Source organism: Streptomyces sp. UG1 (assembly GCF_049974585.1).
Taxonomy (GTDB): Bacteria; Actinomycetota; Actinomycetes; order Streptomycetales; family Streptomycetaceae; genus Streptomyces.
In genome coordinates, this window is record NZ_JBNGGG010000024.1 from 111,248 (window position 1) to 125,716 (window position 14,469).

The following is a 14,469-nucleotide window of genomic DNA, read 5'->3' on the forward strand; positions in this document are numbered from 1 at the left end:
GCCCGGCACCCGCGCCCCAAAGGGGCGCGGGGAACTGCGCGACCAGCCAAGAACTACCCGCACGCCCAATCCGACAACAACCCGGCAGACGAGCAGGAACCCGGCTCAACCCCCGGAGGGACGCGCCGCCCGACCGCTACGACTCGGCTCCCTCCCGGCACCGTCGGCATCCGCACCCGAACCCGTACCGCCAGAGCCCTCAGCCGGACGCCACACCCTGACCCCCGCGGCGTACAGCACCAGCCCCAGGACGAGCCCCGCGCCCGCCCCGAAGCACAGCGTCGGGATCAGCTCCCAGTACTTCGCGGTGGCCCCCCAGTAGGCCCACCATCGAGACGCCCGCTGCACCGCCGCCACCCCGGCCAACCCGCCGATCACCGCGCAGGCCAGCCACCGGTCCCGCACCGAAAGCACCGGCACCCCGACCGGCGAAACGGCAGGGGACCGCCGTAGCGCCACGACCACGAACCCGACGATGACGAGCGCCGCCACCGCCGAACCGGCGTACTGCAGATACCAGTACAGCGGCGACCCCGCGATCTCCTCGCCCAGGACCGGGAACAGCCGCATCCCCCAGCGGTCGAGATGGGTGAACGCGTCCCACACGACGTGCGTCAGCGAGCCCAGTACGGCCGAGGCGTACCAACTCGCCGCCAGCGACGGCCGGACACGCGCGCGTGGCGCCCCGCAGCGCAGCAGCGTGGCCACCCGCGCCTGCCGCCGCACCGGCAGCAGGGCCACCAGCGGTTCGCGCAGCAGGAGCCACAGGCCCACCAGCGCCCAGGCGACGACGACATCGACCGTGAGCACGCCAGCGAACGAGTGCGTGACATCGCCGAACTCCATCGCCCCCGGCAGGACACTCGCCGCGTAGTAGGTCATGTCGGGAGCAAAGGACCCCGCCACCAGCACGGCCGGCACGAGCGTGGCCCGGCCGCTTCCGTCGGTGCGTACGGCGGGCAGTACGGCCGCCGCATGGCTGAGCGTGAACGGCAACGGGGCTCCTTGTGCGGTCGATTGACGAGACCGTTCGGGTCCGGGCTCGGTGAAGCCAGTATGCGCGACATTTGACAGGTGGACCGCATATGGCCAACTGGTAAAAATCGGACATCAACGGGTGCCCGTGCAAAGGAAGTTGTCGTAGGGTCGCCTGGGTCACCACGGCGAGCCCGCCGGACAGCGGCGGGCGCCCAGGCGTCCAGGGGAGGGGTCCATTTCATGGCGGCGCAATTCGGCAGGCTCCGCAAGGGCGCGGTGAACACCACGGTCGCCGCGGTCGTGGTCGCGGCACTGGCCGCGTCCCAGGCTCCGGGAGTGACGACCGACGACGCCGGCCGAAGAGTCACCACCGGAACCCAGCCCTCGCCGGACACGCCCGCCGAGAACAGCGCCACCGGCAACTCGCCGTACTACACGGACCTGCCGCCGCTGAACAGCCCCAGCCCCTCGCCCAGCGCCGACGACGACACCCCCGTCGCCACGGGCGACAGCGAGGCGGGCATCCCCGCGACCGTCCTCGACGCCTACAAGAAGGCCGAGGCCGCGCTCCGTCAGGCCAAGCCCAACTGCAACCTCCCGTGGCAGCTCCTCGCCGCCATCGGCAAGGTCGAGTCCGGCCAGGCCCGCGGCGGCCGTGTCGACGCGAACGGCAACACGCTCTCCCCGATCCTCGGCCCCCAGCTCAACGGCAACGGCTTCGCCAGCATCAGCGACACCGACGGCGGCGCCTACGACGGGGACAGCTCCTACGACCGTGCCGTCGGCCCCATGCAGTTCATCCCGTCCACCTGGGAGTGGGCCGGCCGCGACGGCAACGGCGACGGCCAGAAGAACCCCAACAACATCTACGACGCCGCGCTCGCCGCCGCCCACTATCTGTGCCGCTACGGCTGGGACCTGTCCACCCAGGGCGACCTCGACCGCGCGATCCTCAGCTACAACAACTCGCGGGACTACCTGAACCTGGTCCTGAGGTGGCTGGAGTACTACCGCAAGGGCACCCACGAGATCCCGGACGGCACCGGCACCCTCCCGTCCGACCGCAGCGACGACCACGCGGGGGCCGGCCCCTCGCCGTCGCCCACCCCGTCGAAGACACCCACGCCGTCGAAGACGCCCACCAACCCCACCAAGCCCGGCGGCGGCAGCGGCGGCGGCTCCACGAGCCCCAAGCCGACTCCGCCCAGCACGACTCCGCCGAGCACGACTCCGCCGAGCACGACACCCCCCACCCCCACCGACACGGTCCACCACTTGGAGGACCGGGGCACCGCCCAGCTCACCGCGATGGCCGGCGACACCTTCGCCGAGCGGATCGGCACCCGCGCCGAGACCAAGGCCGGCGAGGGCGTCGCCAAGGTCCGCGTCCGCTTCACGATCGTCGGCGCCACCGACGCCGCCTTCGGCAACGGCGAGAAGTACGCCACGACGCTCACCGACCTCGCCGGCGAGGCGGTGGCGCCCGCGCTCAAGGCGGGCGAGAACACCGGGACGTTCGTCGTCCGGGCCACCGTCGTCGGCCGTACGATCACCGGCCTCGACTACAAGGCCACCGTCACCGAGCGCGCCGCCGACACCCTGGCCCGCACCGGCGACGCCGAACTCACCTGCACGCCGGGCGGCGAGTTCGCCGACCAGGTCGAGGTGAAGGCGACCTACCAGGGTTCCGTGGCCGACAAGGTCGCGGCCACCGCCACCCTCGTCAAGTCGGCGGACGACCCGACCGAGAACGACAAGGGCCCCTACTTCAAGGACGCCGACGGCAAGGCCGTACGCACCCTGAAGGACCTGGAGACGGACGCGGACGGCCTGCTGAAGCTGCCGAAGCTCTACGCGGACGACACCACCGGTACGTTCCTGCTCCGCATCGAGACCGCGGGCGGCGCGACCCTGACCGTCGAGCTGACCGTGGCGGCGGCCGAGCCGACGGAGTCGGCGAGCCCGTCGGCGAGCCCCAGCGCGTAATCGTTCCTACGACCGTGGCGGCGCCCCTCCTCTTGAGGGGCGCCGCCGTCGTGTGCGACGTGTTCTCATCTCGCCCACCCGTTGCTACGGTGCCGGAGCTGACGACCTATCAGTTCCAGTCCGTCGGGAGGCCGTATGCGCGCCCTGATCGCCGCCGCGACCGGACTCGCCGTCGCGCTCGCCCTGGTCCTCGCGCTCACCGCGATGGGCTCACCGGCGGGTGAGACATCCCCCAAGCCGCTGCTGACGACGGTGCCCGCACACCCGTAACCGCCCCGTCCGGGAGGGAGGCCGAGATGCGCCGCAAGGCAAGCCTGATCCTGCTCGCCCTCGCCGTGTTCTTCGCGGCCCTGTCCCCGCTGCTGCGCTGGTACGCCTTCCCGCGCCTGGCCAAGATCCCGGCCGGCCAGTACCAGGACATGGTCCTGGAGGCGAAGGACGCCACCCTCCTCGACTACGGCACGATGCAGGCCCGCAAGGTCCCCAAGGTCACCATCGTGCAGACCCTGAAGGGCAACGTCGAGGAGTCGGAGAAGATCGAGAAGACGGCCGGCAAGGACGTGGTCGTCTGGGACGGCCTGTCCTACGTCGTCGGCCCCGACGGCAAGATGGTCTCCAGGATCCCCGAGCGCTACATCTTCGACGCCCACACCCAGGAACCCGTCCACGCCACCGGCGAGATGGTCGACGGCGACCCGGTGAAGCGCACCGGCATCGAGTTCAAGTGGCCGTTCCTGACGGAGAAACGGGACTACGAGTACTTCGACGCCCAGGCGCGCGTCACGGCCCCCATACACTTCAAGGGCACCCAGAACTTCCGCGGCGTCGACGTCTACTACTTCGAGCAGACCATCCCCTGGACCAAGGTCAAGTTCCCCAAGACGATGCCGGTCGAGGGCATCACCCCGGAGTCGGTCGCCAAGACCGGCACGACCCGCTGGTACACCACCGTGCGCAAGTTCTGGGTCGAACCCCTCACCGGCGCCCCCGTCTACGGCGAGGAGATCCACAAGGAGGAACTGCGCGGCGGCACCCTGCTCGGCGACCGCGACAAGGTGACGGCGTTCGCGGGCCACGTGAAGATGCGCGAGGACTACATCGACCACACCGTGAACCTGGTCAAGTCCAACCGCACCCTGGTCCTGCTGATGACGTCGTACCTGCCCTGGGGCTTCCTGACCCTGGGCGCCCTGCTCCTGGCCCTCTCCCTCTACCTGGAGGCCCGCAGCCGCCGCCCCGGCGACCCGGCGCCGGCGAAGGACGCCGAACCCGAGCCGGTCAGCGCCTGAGCCGGGCGTTGGTGTGCCGGGTCGGCTCGGCGGTGGCCGGATCCTCGGGCCACGGGTGCTTGGGATAGCGGCCGCGCAACTCCGCCCGTACGCCCTTGTAGCCGTCCTTCCAGAAGGACGCGAGGTCGGCGGTGACGGCCGCGGGCCGCCCGGCGGGGGAGAGCAGATGGACCAGGAGCGGCACCCCGGCGACGGACGGCGACTCGTGCAGGCCGAACATCTCCTGCAACTTCACGGCGAGAACCGGTTGTTCGGGGTTGCCGTAGTCGATCCGGATCCTGGACCCGCTCGGTACGGCGATGCGCTCCGGGGCGAGCTCGTCCAGCCGCCCGGCTTCCCCCGAGGCCCACGGCAGCAGCCGGCCCAGCGCCTGCCCGGCGTCGATCCGCGCCAGGTCGGCCCGCCGCCGCGCGCGGCTCAGCTCGGGCTCCAGCCATTCGTCCACGCGCGCGTGGAGCGCGTCGTCGGACACATCGGGCCAGGGGGCGCCGCGGTGCAGGTGGAGGAACGCGAGCCGTTGCCTCAGTACGCCCGCGTCGGCGGACCAGCGCAGCAGGCCGAGCCCTTCCTGCCGTAGACCTTCCAGGAGCGCGTCGCGTACGAGTACGGGGTCGGCGTCCGCCAGGGGACGCGCCGCGAGCTCGATCGCCCCGAGCCGCTCGACCCGCCGGGCGACGACGTCCCCGTCGGCCCAGTGGACCTCCTGGCGCTCGGAATACAGCGTGGCCGCCGCCGAGCGGGCCATGTCCTCGTCCACCGCGGCGGCGAGCTGCACGCGCGCGTGCCCCTTGCCGACGGGGCGGTCCGCGACGGCCACGGCGATCCAGGGAGCTCCGCGCAGGGCGGAGCCGTCGGGGAGTTCGGCGCGCGTTCCGGAGGCCATGAGGTAGGACCCGCCGTCGGCCTTGGCGACCCGCTCGGGGAAGGCGAGGGCCGCGACGAGCCCGACGCGGCCGTCCTCCCCGGCGTCCGCCCCACCCGCACCGCCACCCACGGCACCCGGCGAGGCCTCGACGTTCACCTCTGCGGAATGAGGGTCACGGGTGGGCAGGTGGGCGAACTCCGCGGCGACGGCCCGCAGCCGCCGCACTTCCGCCCGCCACCGCCCCGCGTAGGCGTCACCCGCACGCCGGGCGGCCCGCAACGCACCGGCGAGATCATCCCCGTACTCCCGCGGCGCTTCCTCACTCAGCAGTGCGACGACCTCCGCGGCCGGGTCCACCCCGACCGACGCAGCCGCGTCCATCAGGGCCCGTCCCAGCCGAGGGTGCAACCCCAGCCGAGCCAACCGCACCCCTCGCCCGGTCGCCCGCCCGGCCGAGTCCACTGCGCCGACGCCGGCGAGAGCGTCCCGCGCCGCCGCCATCGCCCCGCCCGGCGGCGGATCCAACAACGCGAGGCCGGTGGCCTCCGGATCGCCCCAGCAGGACGCCTGCAACGCGAACGCCGTCAGGTCGGCCACCTTGATCTCCGGCGACGGGAAGCGCGGCAGACGGGCGTCCTCGGCCTGAGTCCAGCAGCGGTAGACCGCGCCCGGCGCCTCACGCCCGGCCCGCCCCGCCCGCTGCCGCCCGGCCGCCCGCGAGGCCCGCACCGTCGTCAGCGCGCTCAGCCCGCGCGCGTGGTCGACGCGAGGCTCGCGCGCGAGGCCGGAGTCGACGACCACCCGCACGCCGGGAACCGTCAGCGACGACTCCGCCACGGACGTCGCCAGCACCACCCGGCGCCGCGCCCCACCGGCCAGCACGGCGTCCTGCACGGCCGCCGGCGCCCGCCCGTGCACCTGGAGCACCTCGACGTCCCCGAGATCCCCCAGCCGCCCGGCCACCCGCGCGATCTCGCCCACGCCGGGCAGGAAGCACAGCACGTCCCCCGCCCGCTCGGTCAGCGCCCGCCGTACCACCGACGCCACGTGCGTCAGCAGCGCCGGGTCGACCCGCATGCCGTGCGGTGGGCGTACCGGGCGCGTCGGCGGGGCCCACACCACCTCCACGGGATGCGCGACGCCCTCCGCCTCGACCACCGGCGCGTCACCCAGCAGCCGTGCCCACCCCTGGGCGTCCGTCGTCGCCGACGCGGCCACCAGGCGCAGCTCCGGCCGCAGCGTCTGCCGTACGTCCCACAGGAACGCCGTCACCGTGTCCGCGTCCAGATGACGCTCGTGGCACTCGTCGAGGACCACCGCGTCCACGCCCGCGAGCTCCTGGTCGCGCTGCAGGCGCTGGAGCAGCACACCGGTCGTGACGACCTCCACGCGCGCGTGGCGCCCGACGACCCGCTCCCCGCGCACGGTGTAGCCGACGTTCTCGCCGACCTTCTCGCCCAGCAGCCACGCCATCCGGCGTGCCGCCGCCCGTGCCGCGATCCGCCGGGGCTCGGCGACGACGACCCGCCGCGCGGGCGCGTGTGCCTCGCCGAGCAGCCCCGCCAGCGCGAGCGGCACCAGCGTCGTCTTGCCCGTGCCGGGCGGCGCGACGAGCACCGCGGTGCCGTGCGCCTGAAGGGCGCCGGTCAGGCCGGGCAGGGCGGCGCGTACGGGCAGTGCGTCCAGGGCGTCGTAACGGATCACGCGCTCAGTCTCTCCCCCAGCCTCCGGCCGGGGGTGCCCCCATCTCGCTTCGCTCGCACACGAAGATCGCCGTCCCCGGGATCAGGTTCCCGCGCAGCGGCGACCAGCCGCCCCACTCGGAGGTGTTCCAAGCCGGCCACTCCGGCTCGACCAGGTCCACCAGCCGGAAGCCCGCCGCCACGACGTCCCGCACCCGGTCGCCCACCGTGCGGTGGTGCTCGACGTACACCGCGTCGCCGTGCTCGTCCTGCTCCACGTACGGCGTGCGGTCGAAGTAGGAGGCGGCCACGGACAGCCCCTCGGGGCCCGGCTCGTCCGGGAAGGCCCAGCGGATGGGGTGGGTGACCGAGAAGACGAAGCGTCCGCCGGGCCGCAGCACCCGTCGCACCTCGCGCAGCACCTGCACCGGGTCGGCCACGAACGGCAGCGCGCCGTAAGCCGAGCACGCCAGGTCGAACGAGGCGTCGGCGAAGGGCAGCGCCCCTGCGTCGGCGCACACCAGAGGGAACGCGCCCCCGATACGCAACGCGTGCTGGAGCTGGCGGTGGGAGAGGTCCAGGGCGACCGGGCGGGCGCCCTGCGCGGCCAGCCAGCGCGAGCACTGGGCGGCACCCGCGCCGATCTCCAGGACCTCCTTGCCCTTGAGGTCCTCCGGCGGGCCGAGCAGCTCGGCCTCCACCTCGTCCAGGCCCTCGGGGCCCCATACGAAGCGGTCGTCGCCGAGGAACGTGCCGTGCTCGACCTGGTACTCGTCGGCGTTGCGGTCCCACCACCCCCGGTTGGCCCGGGAACTCTCGGCGGCTCCGGCCGCACGCCGCGTGGCCTCCGGCTCGGACGCGTCGGACACGGTCTCGGGCGATACGGGCTCTTGGATGATCGGCTCCCTCGTCGTACTCTTCCGTCACCTGAATGGCGCGGCCCCCGTCGGTGGTGTCACGAAAGGGGCGTCCCTAGGCCTGCGTGGCCTCAAGAGACACGTCTTGTGCCGGGTATGGGGCGATCCGCCCCGGGTGTGCGGCTTCGCGCATTGACCATGTCCGGCTGCCCCCGTATGCTACAAGTTGCGCTGCGGGCCTGCGCACCTCAGACGTAGCAGGCTGCGCTCGCATCTGTTGTATGTCCCCTCGGTTGTCGAGGCGCCCACGCTGTTGTGCGGCGCTTCCTTGGCTGTCCGGCTTCATCAGAGCGAAACGGGCTCCCGGCGTAAGCAGTACCTACGACTTCAATGTCCGTACCGGAGCCCTTTCCCACATGACGAGCAGCACCGAGACCACCGCCACCACCCCGCAGGTAGCGGTCAACGACATCGGTAACGAGGAAGCCTTCCTCGCAGCGATCGACGAGACGATCAAGTACTTCAACGACGGCGACATCGTCGACGGCGTCATCGTGAAGGTCGACCGGGACGAGGTCCTGCTCGACATCGGTTACAAGACCGAAGGTGTCATCCCGAGCCGCGAGCTCTCGATCAAGCACGACGTCGACCCGAACGAGGTCGTCGCCGTCGGCGACGAGATCGAGGCCCTTGTCCTCCAGAAGGAGGACAAGGAAGGCCGCCTGATCCTCTCGAAGAAGCGCGCCCAGTACGAGCGTGCCTGGGGCACCATCGAGAAGATCAAGGAAGAGGACGGCATCGTCACCGGTACCGTCATCGAGGTCGTCAAGGGTGGTCTCATCCTCGACATCGGCCTCCGTGGCTTCCTCCCCGCCTCGCTGGTGGAGATGCGCCGCGTCCGCGACCTTCAGCCCTACGTGGGCAAGGAGCTCGAGGCCAAGATCATCGAGCTGGACAAGAACCGCAACAACGTGGTCCTGTCCCGCCGTGCCTGGCTGGAGCAGACCCAGTCCGAGGTCCGCCAGACGTTCCTCACGACCCTCCAGAAGGGTCAGGTCCGTTCCGGCGTCGTCTCCTCGATCGTCAACTTCGGTGCCTTCGTGGACCTGGGTGGCGTCGACGGTCTGGTCCACGTCTCCGAGCTGTCCTGGAAGCACATCGACCACCCCTCCGAGGTCGTCGAGGTCGGCCAGGAGGTCACCGTCGAGGTCCTCGACGTCGACATGGACCGCGAGCGTGTCTCCCTGTCGCTGAAGGCGACCCAGGAAGACCCGTGGCAGCAGTTCGCCCGCACCCACCAGATCGGCCAGGTCGTGCCCGGCAAGGTCACGAAGCTGGTTCCGTTCGGTGCGTTCGTCCGCGTCGACGAGGGCATCGAGGGTCTGGTCCACATCTCCGAGCTGGCCGAGCGCCACGTGGAGATCCCGGAGCAGGTCGTCCAGGTCAACGACGAGATCTTCGTCAAGGTCATCGACATCGACCTCGAGCGCCGTCGCATCAGCCTCTCGCTGAAGCAGGCCAACGAGTCCTTCGGTGCCGACCCGGCCTCGGTCGAGTTCGACCCGACCCTGTACGGCATGGCCGCGTCCTACGACGACCAGGGCAACTACATCTACCCCGAGGGCTTCGACCCCGAGACCAACGACTGGCTCGAGGGCTACGAGAAGCAGCGCGAGGAGTGGGAGCGCCAGTACGCCGAGGCGCAGCAGCGCTTCGAGCAGCACCAGCAGCAGGTCATCAAGTCCCGCGAGGCCGACGCGGCGGCTGCCGCCGAGGGCGGCGACGCGGCGGGTGCGGCTCCGGCCGCGTCCGGTGGCTCGTACTCCTCCGAGGGCGGCGACCAGTCCGGTGCGCTGGCTTCGGACGAGGCGCTTGCCGCGCTGCGGGAGAAGCTGGCGGGTGGGCAGAGCTGACGCCCACTGAGCAGTAGCTCTTGACTGAGGGGCCGTACCTTTCGAGGTGCGGTCCCTCGGTGTTTTGTGGGTTGTTTTTCGGCTGACGGCCGGTGGGGGCTTGTCGCGCAGTTCCCCGCGCCCCTTTTGCGGCGTTGCCCGTCCGTTCTCAAGATCATGGCCTCCTCCACCGGGAATGCCCGTGCCCGTAAGGGCGTTGTCACGTACGGACACAAGGAGGAGCGGTCACAGTGCTTGATCCGCAGGGTTTGTACGCATGGGAGCCGAAGGGCCTCGCCGTCGTCGACATGGCACTCGCCCAGGAGTCGGCCGGTCTTGTCATGCTCTACCACTTCGACGGATACATCGACGCGGGCGAGACCGGCGACCAGATCGTCGACGGCCTCCTGGGCTCGCTGCCCCACCAGGTCGTCGCCCGCTTCGACCACGACCGGCTGGTGGACTACCGCGCCCGCCGACCGCTGCTGACGTTCAAGCGCGACCGCTGGGCCGGCTACGAGGACCCCGCCATCGAGGTGCGGCTCGTGCAGGATGCCACGGGTGCGCCCTTCCTGCTGCTGTCCGGGCCCGAGCCGGACGTGGAGTGGGAGCGCTTCGCCGCGGCCGTCAAGGAGATCGTGGAGCGGCTCGGGGTACGGCTGTCGGTGAACTTCCACGGCATCCCCATGGGCGTCCCGCACACCCGCCCGGTCGGCCTCACCCCGCACGGCAACCGCACCGAGCTCGTCCCGGGCCACAGCAGCCCCTTCGACGAGGCGCAGGTGCCCGGCAGCGCCGAGTCCCTCATCGAGTACCGGCTGATGCAGGCCGGGCACGACGTCCTGGGCGTCGCCGCGCACGTCCCGCACTACATCGCCCGCTCCCCGTACCCGGACGCGGCCCTGACCGTCCTGGAGGCCGTCACGGCGGCGACCGGCCTGGTCCTGCCCGGCATCGCGCACTCCCTGCGCACCGACGCCCACCGCACGCAGAACGAGATCGACCGCCAGATCCGCGAGGGCGACGAGGAGCTCACCAACCTCGTCGAGGGCCTGGAGCACCAGTACGACGCCATCGCCGGCGCCGAGGCCCGGGGCAACATGCTGGCCGAGCCGGTGGACATCCCGTCGGCGGACGAGATCGGCCGCGAGTTCGAGCGGTTCCTGGCGGAGCGGGAGGGCGACGGCTGAGGGACACCGGTCCCGCCGGAGGCGCTGTCAGTGGCGGGGCCTAAGCTCGACGCATGCTGAGGGTAGGCCTGACCGGCGGTATCGGTGCCGGTAAGAGCGAGGTGTCGCGGCTGCTCGTGGAGCACGGGGCCGTGTTGATCGACGCGGACCGGATCGCGCGGGAGGTCGTCGCGCCGGGCACGCCCGGGCTCGCCGCCGTCGTCGAGGCGTTCGGCGAGGAGGTGCTCGCCGCGGACGGCAGCCTGGACCGGCCCAAGCTGGGCTCGATCGTCTTCGCCGACGCGGACCGGCTCGCCGTGCTGAACTCGATCGTGCACCCCCTGGTCGGCGCCCGCTCCCGCGAGCTGGAGGAGGCCGCCGCCGAGGACGCCGTGGTCATCCATGACGTCCCGCTCCTCACGGAGAACGGCCTGGCGCCGCTGTACGACGTCGTGGTCGTCGTCGACGCCAGTGCCGAGACCCAGCTCGACCGCCTCGTCCGGCTGCGCGGCATGACCGAGGAGGACGCTCGCGCGCGCATGGCCGCGCAGGCGTCGCGGGACAGCCGCCTGGAGATCGCGGACATCGTCATCGACAACGACGTACCGCTGGAAGAGCTCCAGCGGCGCGTGAAGGACGTATGGGACGAGCTGGTGCGCAGAGCCAACGCGGCACACCAGGGGCGGCGGTCCCCGTCGGCACAGGAACAGCCACAGGAATAGCCGTGCTCCGTTCGCGCGTTGAATCCCCCCAGTGAGGGAAGGACTCTGCCGTGCCCGAGACCAGCGGTTCCACCGGACGTACCCCGGAGACGCATGTCATCGACTTCCGTGCCGCCGAGCAACTGCTGGCCGCACGGGATCCGCGGGGCGCGGTGAAGCTGCTGGACGGGGTCATCGCCGCGCACCCGGAGAACACCGCGGCCCGGCTGCTGCGCGCGCGTGCCTTCTTCGCCGCGGCGCAACTGCGGCCCGCCGAGCTGGAGTTCACCATCGTCCTGGAGCGCGAGCCGGACAACGCGTTCGCGCACTTCGCGCTCGCCCGCACCTACGAGCGGCAGGGTCGGCACGACCAGGCCAAGCGCCACTTCCGGCTGGCCGCCGCACTCGATCCGAACCCCCGGTTTCTGAAGGCGGCGCGGTTCGACGCGTGAGCGGCGACTCGGGGTGACGGCTCGCGGCACGCCTAGGGGGTGCGGTTCCCCGGTGGTGGCCGGGGCGGGCGGTACTCGGAGGCCGGCCCCTGCGGGCGGTAGGGACGGTCGTCGGGCGGGGAGTACGGCGGTATGTCGCGGCCCGGCTGGTAGTGCGGGCCCTGGCGGATGTGCCTGAGAACCATGACCATGTCGATCGTGATCACCAGCCACAGCACCCCGCAGGCCACCGCCCACCCCGGGCGGCCCGCGAGCGCGAACGCGGCGGTGCCGAAGACCGCCCACAGCAGACCCCACACGCACAGCCAGAAGCGGACCCGCAGTGCACTGCGCGCCGTCACCGGCTCACTGCCCGTACGCATCGGAAACCACCGCTCCTCCTTGAAACGTACTCCTCGTTCTCCCAGCAGGGGGCCTCGTGCTGCCGGACACCGATGAACTGGCCGAAGTGCTGCTCGATCTCTCCGTACCCCACGAGGACGTCAACGACCTCGTGCGGATGGGCCGGCGGGTGACGGACGACCCCGAGCTGCGGCAGTTCCTGGAGCGGTCCGTCGACGAGCTGGTCCGGGGGATGGGCGAGATCGGCGGCGCGGTCGACCTGCCCGACCTCGACTGGGCCTCGGGTCCCTTGCAGCGCTGCTTTCCCGTCTACGTGTTCGTCGCGGCACTGCCGTACACGCGCGCCTACCACCGCGAGCGCGGCGTCCCGGCCGACGTCTCCCGGCGCACTCTCGCCGACCTCGGGCGGAACATGGCCGCGCACCGCAGACGGCACGGCAGGTCGGGACTGCTGGCCCCGTGGTGGCTCATCCACCACTTCCGCGGTGAGCTGTACCAGTTGGGCCGGCTGCAGTTCGAGCGGGCGCGGCTCGGGCAGCGTACGGGGACCAGGCTCGCGCTCACGGGGCTCGGTGTGGGGCCGGACTCACTCTGCCTCAATCTGCACATACCGGACTTCCATGGACCGATGTCCCCGGTCGCCGTCGAGCGATCCCTGGCGATGGCCCGGGAGTTCTTCCCGCTGCACTTTCCGCGGGAGCGGTACCGGGTGGTGACCTGCCACTCCTGGCTGCTGGACGCGCAGCTCAAGGACTACCTGCCCGGCGACTCCAACATCGTCCGGTTCCAGGAGCGTTTCCACCTCGCCCGCGAGGACCGGGAACAGGCCGACACCGAGCCGGTCGGATTCGTCTTCGGGGACCCCGAGTTGCCGATCGAGAGCCTGCCGCGCGGCACGGCCGTGGAGCGGGCCGTCGGGGACCATCTGCGGGCGGGCGGTCACTGGTACGTCGGGCACGGGTGGCTGCCGTTCGACAAGAAGGGCTGAAACTCCGTTCGTACGGCGATGAGTTCGAGGGCGAGTGCCGGTCTACCTCTCTGACAGCACCACGGACCGCTGAACACAGGAGATCCCCATGTCCGAGAGCACCGCTTCCGTCACCACCGCCACGTCCCGCCCCGTCATCGCCGAGTCCGCGACGCCGCGTGGCCGCCGCGCCCGGATCGCCCTGCGCGGCCTTCAGATCCTGCTCGCCCTCTTCTACGGCATCGCGAGCGCGCTGCCCAAGCTCATCGCGCACCCGTCGGCCGCCGAGGGCTTCGACGAGCTGGGCTGGGGCAGCGCGGGGATGTACACCATCGGTGCCCTCGAACTGGCCGGTGCCGTCGCGCTGTTGATCCCGGTGCTGCAGTCGGTGGCGGCGTTGGCGCTGAGCGCGCTGATGGTGGGCGCGTTCGTCGTCGCGATCACCGCCTTCGACGGCGAGATGGCGGCGACGCCGCTGATCCTGATCGTGCCGCTCGCCCTGATCGCCTGGGCGCGGCGCAGTTCCAACGCGGATCTGCTGCGGCTGGTGCGACGACGCGCGTGAGCGGCGACGACGTCGACGACGGCGATGGCGGCGACGACGGCGATGGCGGCGATGGCGGCGATGGCGGCGATGGCGGCGATGGCGTCCGGCTCGGGCCTTCCCGGTCCGCCGGACGCCATCGCCGTATGGCATGCGCGCCGTGCCTTGTGTCAGTGCTCGCGTGGTCGTCCCGCTCCGCCGCCCATGAGGCCGCGCAGGCGTTCCATCTCACGGCGGTCCCGCTTGGTCGGGCGGCCGGTGCCGCGGTCGCGGACGCCGGCCGGGGCGACGGCCTCGCGCGGCGGGGGAGGGGGCGAGTTGTCGACGTAGCACTGGACCGCCACGGGGGCGCCGACCCGCTTGCGGATGAGCCGCTTGACGACGACGATCCGCTCCCGGTTCTCCTGCCGCAGCCGGACCTCGTCGCCGATGCGCAGGGAGTGGGAGGGCTTCACGCTCTGGCCGTTCACGCGCACATGCCCGCCCTTGCAGGCGGTGGCGCCCAGGGAGCGGGTCTTCACCAGGCGTACGGCCCAGATCCAACTGTCGATCCGCACGGACTCGCCGCTGTGCGCACCGGCGGCCTCGGCGGCGGCCACGGCGGCTGCGGTCTTCGGGTCGACGGCCTGCTCGCCGCTCGCCGCGTCCGGCCGCGGTCCCTCGGCCGCGCCGCCCGTCTTCGCCTCGTCATCCTCGCAAGCCATGCCTCGACCTTAGTCCTCAGTCCTCGCCGGGAGACCGGTCG

14 protein-coding genes are annotated in these 14,469 nt (G+C 71.7%); 9 read left to right on the top strand and 5 right to left on the bottom strand.

The window, feature by feature from the left end:
- Window positions 1-105: 105 nt before the first annotated feature.
- Window positions 106-996, bottom strand: coding sequence for a DUF4184 family protein (locus ACP4J3_RS26270; protein WP_426538501.1), 891 nt, complete (start codon window positions 994-996; stop codon window positions 106-108).
- A gap of 222 nt (window positions 997-1,218) precedes the next feature.
- Here ACP4J3_RS26270 and ACP4J3_RS26275 point away from each other — a divergent pair, with 222 nt between their 5' ends.
- From ACP4J3_RS26275 to ACP4J3_RS26285, 3 genes are all read left to right on the top strand, one after another.
- Window positions 1,219-2,964, top strand: coding sequence for a lytic transglycosylase domain-containing protein (locus ACP4J3_RS26275; protein WP_426538502.1), 1,746 nt, complete (start codon window positions 1,219-1,221; stop codon window positions 2,962-2,964).
- Between the two features lie 135 nt (window positions 2,965-3,099).
- Entirely contained in the window at window positions 3,100-3,234 is a 135-nt protein-coding gene (locus tag ACP4J3_RS26280) for an SPW_0924 family protein (RefSeq protein WP_107438846.1), read from the top strand.
- A 26-nt stretch (window positions 3,235-3,260) separates the two neighbouring features.
- Window positions 3,261-4,253 (top strand): DUF3068 domain-containing protein, encoded by a 993-nt coding sequence (locus ACP4J3_RS26285; RefSeq protein ID WP_426538503.1) that lies wholly within the window; start codon window positions 3,261-3,263, stop codon window positions 4,251-4,253.
- Here ACP4J3_RS26285 and hrpB read toward each other — a convergent pair.
- Window positions 4,243-6,822: an ATP-dependent helicase HrpB gene (hrpB, locus tag ACP4J3_RS26290; RefSeq protein ID WP_426538504.1), complete on the bottom strand. Its 2,580-nt coding sequence runs from the start codon at window positions 6,820-6,822 to the stop codon at window positions 4,243-4,245. The genes ACP4J3_RS26285 and hrpB overlap by 11 nt on opposite strands.
- 4 nt (window positions 6,823-6,826) lie before the next feature.
- Window positions 6,827-7,669, bottom strand: a complete 843-nt coding sequence (locus tag ACP4J3_RS26295; RefSeq protein WP_426538505.1) for a class I SAM-dependent methyltransferase — start codon at window positions 7,667-7,669, stop codon at window positions 6,827-6,829.
- A 404-nt stretch (window positions 7,670-8,073) separates the two neighbouring features.
- On the opposite strand from ACP4J3_RS26295, the gene rpsA reads away from it, so the two are divergent.
- The 4 genes from rpsA to ACP4J3_RS26315 all read left to right on the top strand — a co-directional run bounded on the left by rpsA (window position 8,074) and on the right by ACP4J3_RS26315 (window position 11,871).
- On the top strand, window positions 8,074-9,570 hold the full coding sequence (gene rpsA / locus ACP4J3_RS26300; RefSeq protein ID WP_426538506.1) for a 30S ribosomal protein S1: 1,497 nt from the start codon (window positions 8,074-8,076) through the stop codon (window positions 9,568-9,570).
- A 230-nt stretch (window positions 9,571-9,800) separates the two neighbouring features.
- Window positions 9,801-10,739: a PAC2 family protein gene (locus ACP4J3_RS26305; RefSeq protein ID WP_426538507.1), complete on the top strand. Its 939-nt coding sequence runs from the start codon at window positions 9,801-9,803 to the stop codon at window positions 10,737-10,739.
- 53 nt (window positions 10,740-10,792) lie between these two features.
- Window positions 10,793-11,440, top strand: coding sequence for a dephospho-CoA kinase (gene coaE, locus ACP4J3_RS26310; protein ID WP_426538508.1), 648 nt, complete (start codon window positions 10,793-10,795; stop codon window positions 11,438-11,440).
- 50 nt (window positions 11,441-11,490) lie between these two features.
- Entirely contained in the window at window positions 11,491-11,871 is a 381-nt protein-coding gene (locus tag ACP4J3_RS26315) for a tetratricopeptide repeat protein (RefSeq protein ID WP_194047401.1), read from the top strand.
- Window positions 11,872-11,903: 32 nt separating this feature from the next.
- On the opposite strand, the gene ACP4J3_RS26320 is transcribed toward ACP4J3_RS26315, so the two are convergent.
- The gene (locus ACP4J3_RS26320; RefSeq protein WP_426538509.1) at window positions 11,904-12,233 is read right to left on the bottom strand and encodes a DUF6343 family protein; all 330 of its coding nucleotides are present in this window, start codon (window positions 12,231-12,233) and stop codon (window positions 11,904-11,906) included.
- 56 nt (window positions 12,234-12,289) lie between these two features.
- Here ACP4J3_RS26320 and ACP4J3_RS26325 point away from each other — a divergent pair, with 56 nt between their 5' ends.
- Together ACP4J3_RS26325 and ACP4J3_RS26330 are read left to right on the top strand one after the other, a co-directional pair.
- The gene (locus tag ACP4J3_RS26325) at window positions 12,290-13,201 is read left to right on the top strand and encodes an acyltransferase domain-containing protein (RefSeq protein ID WP_426538510.1); all 912 of its coding nucleotides are present in this window, start codon (window positions 12,290-12,292) and stop codon (window positions 13,199-13,201) included.
- Window positions 13,202-13,289: 88 nt separating this feature from the next.
- Window positions 13,290-13,745: a DoxX family protein gene (locus tag ACP4J3_RS26330; protein WP_426538511.1), complete on the top strand. Its 456-nt coding sequence runs from the start codon at window positions 13,290-13,292 to the stop codon at window positions 13,743-13,745.
- Window positions 13,746-13,894: 149 nt separating this feature from the next.
- Here ACP4J3_RS26330 and ACP4J3_RS26335 read toward each other — a convergent pair whose 3' ends face one another.
- Entirely contained in the window at window positions 13,895-14,428 is a 534-nt protein-coding gene (locus ACP4J3_RS26335) for an RNA-binding S4 domain-containing protein (RefSeq protein WP_426538512.1), read from the bottom strand.
- Window positions 14,429-14,469 lie beyond the last annotated feature (41 nt).